This is a genomic window from Clostridium sp. 1001271st1 H5 (genome assembly GCF_005845215.1).
Taxonomy (GTDB): Bacteria; Bacillota; Clostridia; order Lachnospirales; family Lachnospiraceae; genus Enterocloster.
Map to the genome: position 1 here is coordinate 1 of NZ_SPHO01000005.1, position 15,881 is coordinate 15,881.

General features: G+C 48.7%; 14 protein-coding genes and 3 pseudogenes. 15 read left to right on the forward strand and 2 right to left on the reverse strand.

The window, feature by feature from the left end; all coding sequences use genetic code 11:
• Positions 1-154 precede the first annotated feature (154 nt).
• Positions 155-412: pseudogene (locus tag FGS84_RS08675) on the reverse strand (transposase domain-containing protein); the annotation flags it as partial.
• Between the two features lie 161 nt (positions 413-573).
• Between FGS84_RS08675 and FGS84_RS08680 the strand changes: the two are divergent.
• The 13 genes and pseudogenes from FGS84_RS08680 (at position 574) to FGS84_RS08735 (ending at position 11,945) form a co-directional block, all read left to right on the forward strand.
• The gene (locus tag FGS84_RS08680; RefSeq protein ID WP_138307544.1) at positions 574-1,164 is read left to right on the forward strand and encodes a hypothetical protein; all 591 of its coding nucleotides are present in this window, start codon (positions 574-576) and stop codon (positions 1,162-1,164) included.
• A gap of 18 nt (positions 1,165-1,182) precedes the next feature.
• Positions 1,183-2,457: a tyrosine-type recombinase/integrase gene (locus FGS84_RS08685; protein ID WP_138307546.1), complete on the forward strand. Its 1,275-nt coding sequence runs from the start codon at positions 1,183-1,185 to the stop codon at positions 2,455-2,457.
• Positions 2,450-3,430 carry a tyrosine-type recombinase/integrase gene (locus FGS84_RS08690; RefSeq protein WP_138307548.1) on the forward strand — a complete coding sequence of 327 codons (981 nt, stop codon included), beginning with the start codon at positions 2,450-2,452 and terminating at the stop codon, positions 3,428-3,430. Before FGS84_RS08685 ends, FGS84_RS08690 begins: the two co-directional genes overlap by 8 nt.
• Entirely contained in the window at positions 3,420-4,442 is a 1,023-nt protein-coding gene (locus FGS84_RS08695; RefSeq protein WP_138307550.1) for a tyrosine-type recombinase/integrase, read from the forward strand. Before FGS84_RS08690 ends, FGS84_RS08695 begins: the two co-directional genes overlap by 11 nt.
• A gap of 105 nt (positions 4,443-4,547) precedes the next feature.
• Positions 4,548-4,726: pseudogene (locus FGS84_RS31965) on the forward strand (transposase); the annotation flags it as partial.
• A pseudogene (locus FGS84_RS31970) lies at positions 4,708-4,828 on the forward strand (hypothetical protein); the annotation flags it as partial. The pseudogenes FGS84_RS31965 and FGS84_RS31970, both read left to right, overlap by 19 nt.
• A 347-nt stretch (positions 4,829-5,175) precedes the next feature.
• Positions 5,176-5,907 (forward strand): DUF5058 family protein, encoded by a 732-nt coding sequence (locus FGS84_RS08705; protein WP_227146748.1) that lies wholly within the window; start codon positions 5,176-5,178, stop codon positions 5,905-5,907.
• Between the two features lie 13 nt (positions 5,908-5,920).
• Positions 5,921-6,610: a hypothetical protein gene (locus tag FGS84_RS08710; protein WP_138307554.1), complete on the forward strand. Its 690-nt coding sequence runs from the start codon at positions 5,921-5,923 to the stop codon at positions 6,608-6,610.
• A gap of 104 nt (positions 6,611-6,714) precedes the next feature.
• Positions 6,715-7,821: a M20/M25/M40 family metallo-hydrolase gene (locus tag FGS84_RS08715; protein ID WP_138307556.1), complete on the forward strand. Its 1,107-nt coding sequence runs from the start codon at positions 6,715-6,717 to the stop codon at positions 7,819-7,821.
• 24 nt (positions 7,822-7,845) lie between these two features.
• Entirely contained in the window at positions 7,846-9,183 is a 1,338-nt protein-coding gene (locus tag FGS84_RS08720; RefSeq protein WP_138307558.1) for an amidohydrolase, read from the forward strand.
• Between the two features lie 49 nt (positions 9,184-9,232).
• Complete coding sequence (locus FGS84_RS08725; protein ID WP_138307560.1) at positions 9,233-10,537, forward strand: hypothetical protein; 1,305 nt, start codon at positions 9,233-9,235, stop codon at positions 10,535-10,537.
• Between the two features lie 100 nt (positions 10,538-10,637).
• Complete coding sequence (locus FGS84_RS08730) at positions 10,638-11,447, forward strand: Cof-type HAD-IIB family hydrolase (RefSeq protein ID WP_138307562.1); 810 nt, start codon at positions 10,638-10,640, stop codon at positions 11,445-11,447.
• A gap of 177 nt (positions 11,448-11,624) precedes the next feature.
• Positions 11,625-11,945 (forward strand): YerC/YecD family TrpR-related protein, encoded by a 321-nt coding sequence (locus FGS84_RS08735; protein WP_002565896.1) that lies wholly within the window; start codon positions 11,625-11,627, stop codon positions 11,943-11,945.
• A gap of 86 nt (positions 11,946-12,031) precedes the next feature.
• Here the strand turns inward: FGS84_RS08735 and FGS84_RS08740 are convergent, their stop codons facing one another.
• Positions 12,032-12,649: a DUF1836 domain-containing protein gene (locus FGS84_RS08740; RefSeq protein WP_138307564.1), complete on the reverse strand. Its 618-nt coding sequence runs from the start codon at positions 12,647-12,649 to the stop codon at positions 12,032-12,034.
• Between the two features lie 312 nt (positions 12,650-12,961).
• Here FGS84_RS08740 and pcrA point away from each other — a divergent pair, with 312 nt between their 5' ends.
• A complete protein-coding gene (gene pcrA / locus FGS84_RS08745) occupies positions 12,962-15,304 on the forward strand; it encodes a DNA helicase PcrA (RefSeq protein ID WP_138307566.1) in 2,343 nt (780 codons plus the stop codon).
• A 236-nt stretch (positions 15,305-15,540) separates the two neighbouring features.
• Positions 15,541-15,858: a DUF4366 domain-containing protein gene (locus FGS84_RS08750; RefSeq protein WP_138307568.1), complete on the forward strand. Its 318-nt coding sequence runs from the start codon at positions 15,541-15,543 to the stop codon at positions 15,856-15,858.
• Positions 15,859-15,881: the final 23 nt, after the last annotated feature.

Here is a 15,881-nt window from a genome sequence, read left to right on the forward strand (position 1 = left end):
GTTTTTTGCATTTTTTCAAGTGTGCCATAAAACTCATCAGAAAGAAAGGCGGATGGTTTGACGTTTACGAAACATATGAGGTAAGCGCCAAGTGTTAGGGTATCCCAACACGACCACCCTGACATCACGTAATGATGCCAGGGTAGCGAGCGTTTTACTCTGATTTTTTGTTACATTCTATCCTCGTCTTCTCACTCCACGGCGCAAGATCTCTGAGTTCTGCATCGGTGGTGTCCGTTCCAGGGCGGCTGTCGAACAGGTATTTTAGGTAGTTGTATGGGTGAAGCCCGTGGGCTTTTGCCATCTCTACCATGGTATAAACTACCATACTCGCGTTTGCACCATCCTGGCTGTCACTAAACAGCCAGTTCTTTCGGCCCAATGTCACCGGGCGGAGGGAATTCTCACTTAGTTATCCGCATATGAGAATAACTAAGTTTATACGCAGGATATTTTTATCCTCATCTTTTGCCAAAGATAGCATAAATCAAAGTATTTTTCAATAAAAGATATGGATAATAATCAGCCTTATCCTTGATAATGGAATCATCAAATTTATGGAGGTGATTCCACATGGAACAATACGACAAAAATGTAACTGTCATCCTTGAATTTCTTGTTGCAAAGAACTTCAGTGCATCTGTGATAAGTCTGCATCGGCTCTGCTATAAGGCATTGCGAAAACATCTGACTGAAGAAAAAATATTTTATTCTTCGGACGCCGCATACCGATGGATCGATGACAACAAAGCTTGCTGGAACTATCGGCAGCATACCGGCTGGAAGCATTGCGTTGACCAGCTTGAAGATGTATATACCAAAGGGCATATATCACCAGATCACTTGGGAGTAAGGCAATCCGCCTACTGCCTGCTGTCAGAAACATTGAAAGCTGAACTGGATGATTTTCTGGACAATGGGTTAGTCAATCCTGATGATGGACGTTACCGCATCTCCTGTGCAAGGTTTTTATTATACCTGCAAAATAAGGGACTCCAAAGCATTAGCCAGCTTGATTATTCTGGATTGCTGAGTTTTCACATGGATGATTACCACGAATCTTCCATCTCCAAAGATGTATATGAAGATTTGATACGGGGGTTTTTAAGGTACAGTTCCGACCACGGGAAATGCTCGCTGGGTTTTTCGCTTGCCCTTAACTAGCTGCTAATCCATCAGATAGTGGAGATTCCTGATACCGAATTGCCGGGGTCAAACCAAACTGAATTGCCGTTTATTTCCTGGTCGATTATAGAGACATTTCTTAAGGAAATGGCTAATGCCCGGTATAAGAAAACCGTCCTCAAAAGTACAAGACATATCCTGACGCTTTGCTATATTTTTCTGGATATGCATTCTTTCAGCCGCACCGAAGAAAACCTGTGGTTATGGTTCAATCATGTGAAACCTTTTCTGGGTACCGGTTGGAAACAGCACAGGCGCAGCTTGTGCCAGTTCCTGCACTATCTGAAAACCTGCCTTATTACTACCACCTATACAGGTGACCCGTCTTATGTTCCTCCGGTTAACAGACTTCCTGTCTGGGCATGTGACAGCATCCGTTCCTATCTTACCCTGCTTGAGCGTGAGGGATGGAAAAAATCAACCATAACCATGCACCGTTCCTGCTGCATCCGGTTCTGTCAGTATCTGCAAGAAGAAGGGATAAATGATTTTTGCGAAATCACTACGGACACTTTACAAGATTTTAACCGTAAAGATATGCATACGACACCTGAGGGCAAAGCAGCCTATAACTGCAGGATAAGGTGTTTCCTTATATATCTTTATGAGCAGGGCATGGTCTGCAATCCCTATCTGTATAAAGCCCTTCCGACTATATCGGCTCCACGGACAGTAATTGTGCAGACACTGTCTCCGGAAGAGATGGCCTATATATGGTCTGTCAATAGTGATACACTTTCACCTGTAGAACTGCGGGATTATGCCATTGTCTGTGTCGGATTGACTATGGGCTTCAGAGCCAGCGACATAGTGTTACTTCGTTTTGACAACATCGATTGGACAAGGCGGAGCATATGTCTGACGCAGGAGAAAACCGGCAAAAACATCGCACTGCCTATGCCCGTGAGAACTGGCAACATTCTGTTCAGATATCTTCGTGACGGCAGACCAGAAAGTGCCGACATACATGTATTTATCAGGCACAAAGCGCCTTTCAAAGGGCTTCACCGCTGCGTATGTGCAAAAGCCTTAAAACGGTTCCTGCCTCAGGCGAATGCTTACAGTAATAGATACCATGTGCTGCGGAGAACGTTTGCAACAAATCTGTTAAGAGGAAACACGAAAGCAGAGCTAATCGCTGACTTGCTCGGACACAGTACGGACAGCACCGTGCATAAATATCTTTCGCTGGACGAGGAACGGATGCGGCAGTGCCCTATATCGCTGGGTACCGTAGGCATCTCTTTAAAAGGAGGTGTCTTCCATGCATAAGGATTTCAATTATTCCAGTATATTTGCCGATTTAATCAGTGATTATATACAGTCCCGTAGAGAAGCCGGCTTTATGTTTGACAATCCTGCGTACTGGTTATTCCGCTTTGACCAGTTTTGCGAAGCCAGACAGGCAGATAAAACCGAAATCACAAAGGAACTCTATGATTCATGGTCTGCAAAACAACTAAGTGAATCAAAAACCACGCAGTCAAACCGGCTGCAGGCACTTAGATGTTTCTGCATTCATCTGAATACCATAGGCATACCGAGCTACATACCGGCACAGCTGCCAAGACCTGAGAAAACAGTTCCATACCTAATGTCTGACGAGGATATCAGGGAATTTTTCAAACAGGTTGATCTATACAAATCAGATGCGCGGGTAAAGGCTTTTGAGCGTCTCGCAGCCGAATACAAGGTGTTGTTCCGGCTAATATACTGCTGCGGTCTCCGGAACAATGAGGCCTGTACCTTAAGGCTGGCAGATGTGGATACTGACAGCAGGACACTGACCATTATTCACTCAAAGGGAAATAAGGACCGTATCGTTTATCTCGCTGATGATGTCTGCGAGTTATGCATCGAATACAAACAATGGCTGGGAAAAGAACGGTCAGACACATACGGATGGTTTTTTCCCGGCAAATATCCGGATAAATGTATCCCGAAAACATCGGTTGACCGGAAGTTTAACGAGTTTTGGAGATTCACACAAGCTTCCCAGACGTGCGATAAAAAACCAACTGTACATTGCCTGCGCCATGCTTTTGTAATTAAAAGGATAAATCTCTGGATGGAGTCGGATGCCAGCCTCCGGGTAATGATGCCTTATCTCAGCAGCTATCTGGGGCATAAAGGACCGCTGGAATCGTATTATTATTACCATCTGGTTCAGGATGCGTTTGATACAATCCGGCGTAAAGATACCATCACATCCCGCGTGATTCCGGAGGTGCAGCATGAAGAATAAAGACTTTGAAAAGCTGTTTTTCTCCAAAACAAGGGATTTCCTTGATGAGTACCTCACAAAGCAGTGCAGTCGCAGCCCCCACACAGTAAAAGCGTACCGGGATGCACTGACTGTATTTCGTAAATACATTTCGATGCTGGGGTTGTCCCTTAGGACATTTGGTTTCCAGGACTGCTCGCGGGACTTCCTTCTTGGATTTATGGAGTATCTGCAGAAAGAGGGTTATGAAAAATCTTCCTGTAATCAGCGTTTGGCAGCCATAAAGTCGTATATGTGGTATGTTGCTGATGGTGACATTACCCAACAGCAGACAGCACTAATGGTATCCCGTGTTCCTTTTCTGAAAAATCCAGAAAAGGAAAAAGCCCTGTTATCAGAAGAATGCTTAAAAGCTCTCCTTTCAGCCCCCGGCAACCGCAAGATTGAGATACGCGATACTACCATTCTTGTATTACTGTACGATTCAGCAATAAGGCTGGGTGAACTGCTGGTCCTAAAGCTAACCGATGTAAATCTTAAAAACACTACACCATATCTCAGGATTCATGGCAAAGGGGATAAAGAGCGTATTGTATCCATCTCTGAAGGTACGGTAAAACACTTGGAGCATTACATAAAGCTTTTTCATAATCAGGATGCACCGGCTACGGATTATCTGTTTTATACATGTATTCACAATCAGGCTAATCCGATGTCATCAGGCAATGTTGAGCGGATCATTAACAAATATGCTGAAAAGATACGCCCCGAGCATCCTAATCTGCCAGCTAAAGTTCATCCCCATATGTTCCGCAGGACAAGAGCCACAAATCTTTATCAAAGTGATGTGGAGCTTGAATTGGTGTCAAGAATCCTCGGACACGCATCCACTCAGACTACAAGGATTTATGCCAAGCCATCCTTAGAGATGATTAAATCTGCCATGGACCGCAGCAATCCAGAATTAAACGCTGAACAACCACTTTGGCCAGATGATGAAGCTGAACTGGCAAGGATTTTCGGACTCAGATAAAATATGTTATCCTCATCTTTGATGACAAAGCCACTGTATTTAAGTGTATTTTCTAAAAAGATGAGGATAAAAATATCCTGCGTATAAACTTAGTTATCCGCATATGAGAATAACTAAGTGAGAATGCAATGCGCCCATTTGTCGTAGAACGTAAGAACTGGATGTTTCACGATTCCATTCAGGGAGCGCAGGCAAGCGCTGTCATCTACAGTATTTCGGAAACCGCAAAGCTCAATAACCTGAGACCTTATTATTATTTTAAGCATTTACTCACAGAGCTTCCCAAACTCTGTGACGAAAAAGGAAATATAGATACTGCGAAGCTAAACCACTTATTGCCATGGGCAAAAGAGTTACCAGCTGAATGCAGAAAACCACGCCGCTGATATCTGTTAGCGGCGTTAATTTATAGGTAAGCGCAGGATTTGACGCTTACAGAACTACCGTCCGAAATTTAGGCGCTTACTTACGAACCATGCACCCGCACCATGCAATCATGCGCCTGCCCACCCCTCACCCGCCCTCCAAGCATCCCCCTTCTTCCGATTATGATATTCTGCACTAAAACCATCCGTTTTTATTCCGTAATATATCAAAAAAACCAACAAAAACTCTTGACAATGCCGAGAATATGTAGTAAATATAAATATAAGGACATGTTATGGACATGACCGAAACTAGAAAATCCAAAAGACTGCAGCTTTTGGAAAGGGGAATAACCAAGGAGGTCAGAATGAACGAAAGTGTTAATTATTTGGATTATGCCAACAGCCCTCTGATGTGGGCGGCAGCGGCTTTGGCAGTAGCAGTGGTAGTGTTTCAGTCAATTCTGTTTATGAAGAGGTCCATGAAGGCAGCCAGTGAGTCAGCCCTTACCACGGACCAGGTACATAAGGCAATTAAGAGCAGCGTGATATCATCCATTGGCCCGTCCGTAGTCATATTGGTCACCATGATATCCCTGCTGGTTACCATGGGTGCGCCGGTGGCGTGGATGCGTCTGTCATTTATCGGCTCTGTAAACTATGAGGCCATGGCGGCTGGATTTGGAGCACAGGCCATGGGCAAGACACTTCAGACCATGGATACCATGGCATTTGCCTGCGGCGTCTGGACCATGGTGTGCGGTTCCCTGGGCTGGCTGATTTTCACCTTCCTGTTCTGTGATAAGATGGACAAGGTTAACCACCTGATGTCAAAGGGCAATGCCAAGATGGTCCCCATCATTTCCGCAGGCGCCATGCTGGGAGCATTTGCAAATCTGGCCTCCGGCAATTTCTTTACGGCCGAGGGTTCCCTGACCTTTACAAATGCACCGGCAATCGCTACCATATCAGGCTGTGTCATCATGATGGTGCTGGTGAAGCTGTCCAGGGCAAAGGATATCGGATGGCTTAAGGAATGGGCGTTCGCAATTGCAATGTTCAGCGGCATGTTCATCGGATATGCTGTCAGCGTAATCTAAGGAGGGTTAAAAGATGAAAAACGATTATTATTCTGGTACATACATCCCCGGAATCGTAAAATGGGGAAAGATTACCCTGCTGCTGGGCATTTTTGCAGGATTTCTTCCTGCGCTGGTAATGGCCTTCAGGGGCTACATGCCTCCGGTGTCCGCCATTATCGCAGGCACCCTGATGCAGATTAGCGTAAGCGGGGCATTTTACATTGTTGAGCCCATTTCCTATTTCCCGATACTGGGTATTCCGGGTACCTACCTGACCTTCCTTTCCGGCAATACATCCAACATGCGTGTGCCATGTTCTTCCGTGGCGCAGGAGGCAGCCGGAGTGGAGATGGGGACAGAGGAAGGCTCCATTATTTCCACCATCGGTATTGCCACATCCATTCTTGTCAATATCGTGATTCTTACCGTGGGAGCTGTTGCCGGAAGCGTTATCCTGAACATCCTCCCGGCACCGGTGAAGGAAGCGCTTAATTTCCTGCTTCCGGCACTTTTTGGCGCTGTGTTCGGACAGTTTGCCGCAACACGTCCAAAACTGGGCGTGGTAGCTGCCATCATCGCCATTGGAATGAACTGGCTCATGAAACTGGGCTTATTAAGCTTCATACCAGGCAATCCATCCTATGTGGTAATTCTGGTGGCTGTATTTGGCTCCATTTATGCAGGCAAGCTTCTCTATAAAAAAGAGCTGCAGGCTGACTGACAGGCGGAAACGGATAAGGAAACAGGGATAGAATATTTTTGCACAAGCGCCCAAAGCATGGGCGCTAAGTGCACATAAAGGCTTATATAATGAGGAGGATGATTATGCTGTCACGTGAACGGATGCAGGAACGTTTTTTGGAATTGGTTCAGATTTACAGTCCTTCCGGCAATGAGAAGGAACAGTGCCGGTGGCTGATGGACTATTTTAAGGAAAGGGGAATTGAGGCTTCCATAGATGAAGCGGGAAAGGCGTATGGAGGCAATGGAGGAAATATTATTGCCCATGTCAAGGGGGAGCCGTGCAATCCTCCCTTCTGTTTTGTGGCCCATCTGGACCAGATTGAACCGTGTAAGGATGTAAGACCGGTGGTGGACGGACATATCATCCGCACAGACGGCACCACTACCCTGGGGGGCGATGATAAAGGGGCAGTGGCCGCCATACTGGAAATCGTGGAGGACATTGTAGAGTCCGGCAGACCTCACAAGGAGTTCTATATCATGTTCACTGTCTCCGAGGAGACAAGCATGCTGGGAACCAAGCATATGGACCCGTCCCGTCTGCCATGCAAAGATATGGTCATAGCAGATGCAACCGGACCCGCGGGCATCATTGCCTACAAGGCCCCGGCCATGGAGGCCATAAAGTGTACGGTGAGAGGCCGTAAGGCCCATGCGGGCATTGAACCTGAAAAGGGAATCAACGCCGTTGTGGCAGCGTCCAGGGCAATCAGCCGGATGCATATCGGACGCATTGACCAGGAAACCACATCCAATATCGGACGGATTGAGGGAGGGTCGGCCACCAATATTGTAACCGATGAAGTGACTTTTACCGCTGAAATCCGCTCCCACAGTATGGATAAGCTTAAAAGCGAAGTGTCCCACATGGAAGAATGCCTGAAGGCAGCCTGCCTGGAGATGGGAGCTTCCTGTGAAATGGAACATGAACTGGCCTATCCCTCCCTGGAGGTAAGCCTTGACAGTGATTTGTACCGCATGACAGCCCGGGCCATGGAGAAGGAAGGAATCGAACCTGTGCCCATGGTGATTGGAGGAGGCAGCGACGGCAATATATTGGCCGGATACGGCTGCAGCAGCCTTATATTAAGTGTCGGCATGATGGATGTACATACCGTACAGGAAGCGCTGGACATGGACGAATTGTGGAAGGCTGCCAGGATTATGAGCCGTATGACGGAACTGTAAGTATAGACGACAAGGAATGATAATATGGACAAAGAAGAACTGAAACAAAAATGTCTCAAAGCAATTGAGGAACACCAGGAGGAAATTATTGCCCTGGGAATGGAAGCCTATAAGACGCCGGAGCTGGGATATAAGGAGTTCAGAACAGGAAAACTCATGGAGGATGCCTTCAGGAAGCTTGGCCTGGAGCCGGAAACCGGCATATCCTACACGGGCTGCCGCGTGTCCTCAGGTCCCAAGGGAAATGGTCCCAGAGTGGCTGTGATGGGTGAGCTGGACTGTATTATGTGCGATTCCCATCCGGATGCAGCGGAGGGAGGCCTGATTCATGCCTGCGGGCATAATGTGCAGCTGGCAAATCTGTACGGTGCAGCCATTGGAATCCTTACATCAGGCGTAATGGAGCATCTGGACGGCGCAGCTGACTTTATAGCCATCCCGGCGGAGGAATGCGTGGATTATGAGTATAGAAACCGTCTCATAAGCCAGGGAACCATCCGCTATCTGGGAGGAAAACAGGAGCTTATGTACCGCGGCGGCCTGGATGACACGGATATGGTGCTCCAGTGCCATATGATGGAGATGGAGCCGGGAAAGTGCTGTATCCTGGACACAAAGGGAAATGGATTTATCAGCAAGACCGTTCATTTCCTTGGAAAGGCGGCACATGCCGGATTTGCTCCGGAACAGGGAGTCAACGCCCTGAACATGGCAGAGCTGGCCATGAACAATATACACGCGCTGCGGGAAACCTTCAGGGATGAGGATAAGGTGCGGGTAAGCATTGTAATCAAGGAGGGCGGCGGCCTGGTAAATGTGGTGCCGGAACGGGTCACCATGGAAATCATGGTCCGGGCCTTTACCATTGACGCCATGGGGGACGCTTCCCATAAGGTGAACAGGAGCATGAAGGCAGCTGCCATGGCGCTGGGAGGCAGGGTGGAGATTCACGATTGTATCGGATACCTTCCCCTGAACACGGACCGGCAGATAGCCCGGCTGTACCGGGATAACATGATGGCTTACGAACATGTGGGAAAGGACGCGTTTGTGGAGGACTGGGAGACAGCCGGCTCCACGGACCTGGGAGACATATCCCAGCTCATGCCCTGTATGCATATATGGGCCGGCGGCATAAAAGGCGGCCTTCACACGGAGGCTTACAGGATGGATGACCCCTACACCGCCTATATTGTGCCTGCCAGGATGATGGCCCTTACCATGATTGACCTGCTGTGGGACGGGGGCGCAAGGGGAAAGGAAATCATGAAGGAGTTCCGCCCTGCCCTGACAAAGGAAGAATACCTAAATCTTTTAAAAGACCATCAGGTGGTTGATTTATACGACGCTTCTGATTTATAATCGGTATAAGGCGCATTGTGCGCGGAAAATCGGGAGGTTGACAGTATAAATGATAGTGGGAGTAGTGGGGCCAAGGGAATCCTGCGGTATTATCAGGAAAGCGATTCATCAGATTGACCGGAGTCATGAGGTACGTTTATATACAAGAGAGCTGGTAAGGGAAGCTGTGGATGTCATTGACACCTGTGAGCAGGAGTGCGACGGTGTAATATTTACCGGAAGCGGCATCTGCGACTATGTGCTGGGTCATCACCAGATGCAGAAACCTTACACATACATCAAGCGGTCTGCCAGCAGTATAGCAGAAGTATTTCTGAAAATGGTCAGGGAAGGGCGGGAGATTGACACCTTCAGCATTGACGTGGTGGAGAAGCAGATTATCGAGGATATCCTGGACGCCTTTCACATACAGCCCAGGAATATATATACCTGTCCGCTGCTTGCAGGCGTGGCGGAGGAAGAGTATGTTGCATGGCATATGGGGCTGCTGGAGGAGAAGATGACCGATGTGGCGGTCACGGCTTATGTGGCGGTTTACCATATGATAGAGGAAAAGGGCGGCAGGGTCTTTTACCTGGAGCCCAAGCGCTCCCAGGTCAGGGATGCCCTGGCCGACCTGGAAAAGGGCTGGGCCCTTGCCCAGGCAGAATACTCCCAGATTGCGGTGGAATTGATTCAGATGTCCAACTTCCCTGAGAAGGAGGACCAGTATTACAATGCCATGGCAAGCAAGGCGGAATTTGAAGTGGAACTGATACGTTACGTAAGGGGAATCCAGGGCTCTGTATTCCCCTTTGGGCGTGATGAATATGTAATTTATGCCAACTCAGGCGTGGTGAAGGGCAAGAAAAACCATAAGGACCTGAGAACCCTTCAGGAGGAGGGAAAGAATCTGGGCCTGGTGGTGAACGCGGGTCTGGGCATGGGGGTGACGGCTTATCAGGCGGAGATGCATGCCAGGAAGGCACTGGAGTATTCCCTTGGAAAGGGAGAGGGAGGAATTTTCCAGATTGATGAGGATGAGAAGATTCAGGGTCCCCTGGGACTGGAGCAGCAGCTTCAGTACAGCATGATATCCTTTGACCCGAAAATCCAGACGATTTCCGAAAAAACAGGACTGAGCATGGAATCTATTTTAAAGATTCAGGCCATTGCGGATGTGAGGAAGAGCTACGTGTTTGACGCCTCGGAGCTGGCCGAATGCCTGGGTATCACAGTCAGGAGCGCCAGACGGATTCTCAGCAAGATTCAGGCAGCAGGCCTGGGAACAGTCTGCGCCAGGGAGAGCGCTGCCAAGGGCGGACGCCCCAGAGCTCTGGTGGAGCTGAAATTCGGACTCAGGGAAATGGAATAACACCTGTTCCGGTTGTCACTGCGCTGTATTTCTGATAAAATGGTTCCATGGAATTGAAAATAGAACGAACTACAGAATCGTATACAGGAGAGAGAAACCAATGGACTACAAGATAATCGTACTGGACCTGGACGGAACGCTGACCAACCGTGATAAAATCATCACACCCAGAACAAAAGAGGCCCTGATGAAGGCCCAGGAAGCAGGAAACATTGTGGTGCTGGCATCAGGCCGTCCCACAGCAGGAGTGGAGCCTCTGGCAGGGGAGCTGGAGCTGTCCCGGTTCGGCAGTTATATCCTGTCTTACAACGGCGGGATGATAACCAACTGCAAGACAGGCGAAACCGTGTTTTCTTCCTTGCTGCCCGGGGAGTCCAACCGGAAAATCATCGGGCTGGCAGAGGAGCACAGGGTAGACATCCTTACATATGACGGAGGGGAAATCATCACCAACAATGCGGAATGCCCCTACGCCATTGCGGAGTCCAACATCAACCATCTTCCCCTGCGTCAGGTGGAGGACATGAAATCCTATGTGGATTTCCAGGTGCCCAAGTTTCTGATGCTGGATGACGGTGATTACCTGGTGACCGTGGAGCCTAAGGTAAAGGCCGCCATGGGGCGTGATTTCAGCGTGTACCGTTCCGAGCCTTATTTCCTGGAAATCATGCCAAAGGGAATTGATAAGGCACAGTCGCTGGCCCGTCTGCTGGAGGTAGTGGGGCTTGACCGTGAACAGATGATAGCCTGCGGCGACGGCTACAATGACCTGACCATGATTAAATACGCGGGCCTGGGTGTTGCTATGGAAAATGCAGTCCTTCCGGTGAGGCAGGCCGCTGATTATATTACTGCATCCAATAACCACGACGGTGTCGGACTGGTGGTTGAGAAATTTATGCTGTCCTGAAATGGGAGGGGAAAACAGAAGAAAAAATCCCCTTACAAAATCTCCGGCCATGTATGGACTTTCGGACTTTAATATGCTAAAATGAACAAGTATGGGGCTTATATGACCTGTAATCATTTTACAATACACATACGGTGGGGGAAGGCCGTATGAATTATAAGGAGAGAGAACCAGGACATGAACAAGAAAATCAAAACAGAAGCAGTGGACCATCTATTTGATGCCATACTGACCTTAAAGACTCCGGATGAATGTTATAAGTTTTTTGAGGATGTATGCACCATCAATGAACTGCTGTCGCTGTCCCAGCGCTATGAAGTGGCCAAAATGCTGCGGGAAGGCAAGACCTACCTGGAGATTGCGGAGAAGACAGGCGCATCCACAGCTACCATCAGCCGGGTAAACCGTTCGCTGAATTATGGCAGCGACGGATACGACATGGTATTCGCCAGGCTTACAGGGGGAACGCAGGCAGACAAAGGGGATAATGAAAGCTGAGTATGATAAAGGCTGTATTTAAAAAACGGATATTGCGGCAGGGATTTGCCGCGATATCCGTTTTTGGGTTTATGGAGTCATGAAACCTATTTTTTACGGGGAGCAGGAGCATCCTCCCGGAGCTGGTCCGCAATCATCTCAATCATCTGCGTCTTCAGATACACGTCAAAGGACAGCTCGCAGATAAAGGCAAAGAGCTTCAGGTATTCCCTGTCCTCATCGTCCACAGGCGCGTCCGAAAATGTATCCTGGGCCCGTTCAAACTTGGCTGCCACATCCGACTTCAGATTGTTCATCTCACCCTTTTCCAGAGTGAAGACCTCGTTATAGATGTCTTCCAGGGACAGCTGTGAGGTCTGTCCTGTGAAATGCTTGGACGTAATGGGGCGGAACAGTTCCTCGATATCGCTGAAGGACAGAAGGTTTTTAAAATAATATATGAACACAAGCATCAGCATGTGGTCCTTGGAGTACTTCTTCTTCACCGGAGGGGGAAGGAGGTTGTTCTTGGCGTAGTTGTTAATCATGGTTTTGGTCAGAACCTTATCACCCGGATGCCGCCTCATGTCTTTTAAATGGCTGTCCATGAAGGTGGTTACCTGGTCCATGTACAAATCAATATCAGGAATCTCGTCCGCCTTGACATGGGACAGGTTCCCCAGATAGGAAAACAGGTCCTGCAGACGTTCTTCATTTGTCTTCATCTATGTGTCACCTCTGTCATTCTTATCACATTACTATATCTATTATATAGTATTCAATACTAGATGACAAGGGGGAAATGAAATTCTGTATTGGACTCAGAAATAAAAGCCGGTATCAGCTGTAGGATGGTTAGGAACAGGGAGAGAGAAAAGAAAACGGAGAATAAAAGCGAAAAACAGGGAAGCCGTTGAGCTGGCGCCCATAATGCGCAGAAAGATACCCGGACATCCAAAAGGCAGGTCTTGCAGGATAGGATTCAGAATGGTATACTTAATAAACATAATTGGAGTTAAGAAGGCGGTACATAGTTTATGAGTATTTACGATTCATTGAATCCCATGCAGAAGGAGGCGGTCCTTCATACAGAAGGGCCTCTCCTTATTTTAGCTGGTGCAGGCTCCGGAAAGACCCGGGTGCTGACCCACAGGGTGGCGTACCTGATTGAGGAAAAGCAAGTGAACCCATGGAACATCCTGGCCATCACATTTACCAACAAGGCAGCCGGTGAGATGAGGGAAAGGGTGGACCAGCTGGTAGGCTTTGGGGCTGAGAGCATCTGGGTCAGCACCTTCCATTCCACCTGCGTGCGCATTCTGCGCAGACATATAGAGTATCTGGGATATACCACGAATTTTTCCATCTATGACAGCGATGACCAGAAGACGCTGATGAAGCAGGTGTTCAAGGCCATGGATGTGGATACCAAGCAGTTTAAGGAGCGCTCCGTACTGGGCACCATATCCTCGGCAAAGGACAAGCTCATCGGCCCGGAGGAATTTCTGCTGAATGCAGGTCAGGACTTCAGGCAGCGCAGGATTGGAGAGATATATAAGGAATACCAGAAGCGCCTGAAGAAGAACAATGCCCTGGACTTTGACGACCTCATTGTAAAGACCGTGGAGCTGTTCCAGAATAACAGCCAGGTCCTGAATTATTATCAGGAGAGGTTCAGGTATATTATGGTGGACGAGTATCAGGATACCAACCTGGCCCAGTTTAAGCTAATCAGCCTGCTGGCCTCCAGGTACAGGAACCTGTGCGTGGTGGGTGATGACGACCAGTCCATATACCGGTTCAGAGGGGCGGATATAGGGAATATACTGAGCTTTGAAGAGACATTTCCAGGGGCAAAGGTCATTAAGCTGGAGCAGAATTACCGTTCTACCCAGAACATACTGAATGCAGCCAACGGTGTCATACGCCACAACCGGGGACGTAAGGATAAGACCCTGTGGACTGCCAATGGCGAGGGGGATTTAATCCGCTTTAAACAGTTTGACACGGCCAGGGAGGAAGCTGACTTTGTGGCCAGGGAGATAAGGGACAGCAGCTATGCCTATCAGGACCAGGCCGTGCTCTACCGCACCAATGCCCAGTCGCGTCTTCTGGAGGAACGGTGTATATTTTACAATGTGCCTTACCGCCTGGTGGGAGGCGTGAATTTCTATCAGAGGAAGGAAATAAAGGATATCCTGGCCTATTTAAAGACCATAGCTAATGGCGTGGATGATTTGTCCGTGCTGCGCATTATCAATGTACCCAAGCGGGGAATCGGCGCAACCACCATGGGGAAGGTAACCATCTTTGCCTCTGAACATGGCATGAGCCTGTATGACGCTCTCAGGGAGGCACGGCAGATTCCGGGCATTGGAAAGGCTGCTGAGAAAATTACGAATTTCATAGGGCAGATGGAGAGCTTCCGGGCCAGGGCACAGTCAGAGGATTACACCATCCAGGATTTGATAGAGGGCATCATGGACGAGACAGGCTACCAGCAGGAGCTGGAGGCAGAGGGAGAGGTGGAGTCACAGACCAGGCTGGAGAACATAGAGGAACTGGTGAACAAGGCAGTGAGCTACGAGGAGGACAGCGAGCATCCTACCCTGGATGAATTCCTGGAGCAGGTGGCTCTGGTGGCTGATATAGACAACATGGATGAATCCGAGAACCGCGTAACCCTTATGACCCTGCACAGTGCCAAAGGTCTGGAGTTTCCCAAGGTGTATCTGGTGGGGCTGGAGGACGGATTGTTTCCCAGCATGATGTCCATTAACTCTGATGACAAGACAGACATGGAGGAAGAGCGCCGTCTCTGCTATGTGGGTATCACAAGGGCCAAGAATGAGCTGGTGATTACCAGCGCCAGGCAGAGGATGGTCAACGGCGAGACCAGATACTGCAAACCCAGCCGCTTCATGGAGGAAGTGCCTGGTGAACTGCTGGATGAGGAGCGTCTGGAGCCGGTGCTGGGAAGCTTTGGCAGCCGCAACAATGCAGACAGTGCAGGCGGATTCGGCAAGTCCGGTATCTCCGGCGAGGCAGGTCTGCCGTGGAACCAGCCGGCCGGTGGAAGTGCCCGCACAAGCACCTTTGGAAAGGGTTACAATGCCTATGCATCCGGCACATCCCAGCCTTCATCCGGCCCCGGCGCCGGCAGGACAGGGGGAAATCCGGGATTTGGAAAGGCATTTACGGTGCAGAAGGCAGCCTCTCTGGATTACAGCGAGGGAGACCGGGTTAGACATATTAAATTCGGCGAGGGAACGGTGAAATCTATAAAGGACGGCGGCAAGGACTATGAAGTCACGGTGGTGTTTGACACCGCGGGACAGAAGAAGATGTTTGCATCCTTTGCAAAGCTGACAAAAGCCTGATGCAGGCCTGGCAGAAGGCACCGGTGCAGGTGATATCCGGTTGAAATGTTGCTCCGGCATATCGGATTTGTGTCTGGTTTGCATGTCCATTTAACTTCATTAAAACAATTGGAATTAAGACAATTGGATAAAATTTGAATAAATTGGGATAGTAAATCAAGAGCTTCCATGATATAATAATTAAAAAGTAAGCAAGAGGGCAGAGGTGCTTATATATAAGAAAGGACGTGGATAGAATGAACAGATTCGACAGAGACAGGTTTGACCAGATGGGAAAAGAGGCGTTAAGCCGTGTAGAAGAACTGATGAATTCCAGCAGAATCAATGAACTGCTTCACAAGAGAGAAGAGGACGAAAAGAAAAAGAACTGCATACTCTGGGTGCTGGCCATTATCGGTGCCGTGGCAGCTGTGGCCGGCATTGCATATGCTGTTTATCGTTTCTTTACTCCGGATTACCTGGAAGATTTTGAGGATGATTTCGACGATGACTTTGACGACGACTTCTTTGAGGATGAGGAGCCGGAGGAGAAGAAGACAGATAAGGCTGAATAGCAGTGGATGCAGGCCGGGTTATG

Excerpts from the sequence above, each read along its gene's own strand:
- FGS84_RS08740 (WP_138307564.1), bottom strand. The coding sequence starts at position 12,649 with ATGAAGACAAATGAAGAACGTCTGCAGGACCTGTTTTCCTATCTGGGG.
- FGS84_RS08730 (WP_138307562.1), top strand. The coding sequence starts at position 10,638 with ATGGACTACAAGATAATCGTACTGGACCTGGACGGAACGCTGACCAAC.
- FGS84_RS08690 (WP_138307548.1), top strand. The coding sequence starts at position 2,450 with ATGCATAAGGATTTCAATTATTCCAGTATATTTGCCGATTTAATCAGT.
- FGS84_RS08750 (WP_138307568.1), top strand. The coding sequence starts at position 15,541 with ATGAACAGATTCGACAGAGACAGGTTTGACCAGATGGGAAAAGAGGCG.
- FGS84_RS08705 (WP_227146748.1), top strand. The coding sequence starts at position 5,176 with ATGAACGAAAGTGTTAATTATTTGGATTATGCCAACAGCCCTCTGATG.
- FGS84_RS08725 (WP_138307560.1), top strand. The coding sequence starts at position 9,233 with ATGATAGTGGGAGTAGTGGGGCCAAGGGAATCCTGCGGTATTATCAGG.
- FGS84_RS08695 (WP_138307550.1), top strand. The coding sequence starts at position 3,420 with ATGAAGAATAAAGACTTTGAAAAGCTGTTTTTCTCCAAAACAAGGGAT.
- FGS84_RS08720 (WP_138307558.1), top strand. The coding sequence starts at position 7,846 with ATGGACAAAGAAGAACTGAAACAAAAATGTCTCAAAGCAATTGAGGAA.
- pcrA (WP_138307566.1), top strand. The coding sequence starts at position 12,962 with ATGAGTATTTACGATTCATTGAATCCCATGCAGAAGGAGGCGGTCCTT.
- FGS84_RS08715 (WP_138307556.1), top strand. The coding sequence starts at position 6,715 with ATGCTGTCACGTGAACGGATGCAGGAACGTTTTTTGGAATTGGTTCAG.
- FGS84_RS08710 (WP_138307554.1), top strand. The coding sequence starts at position 5,921 with ATGAAAAACGATTATTATTCTGGTACATACATCCCCGGAATCGTAAAA.
- FGS84_RS08735 (WP_002565896.1), top strand. The coding sequence starts at position 11,625 with ATGAACAAGAAAATCAAAACAGAAGCAGTGGACCATCTATTTGATGCC.
- FGS84_RS08680 (WP_138307544.1), top strand. The coding sequence starts at position 574 with ATGGAACAATACGACAAAAATGTAACTGTCATCCTTGAATTTCTTGTT.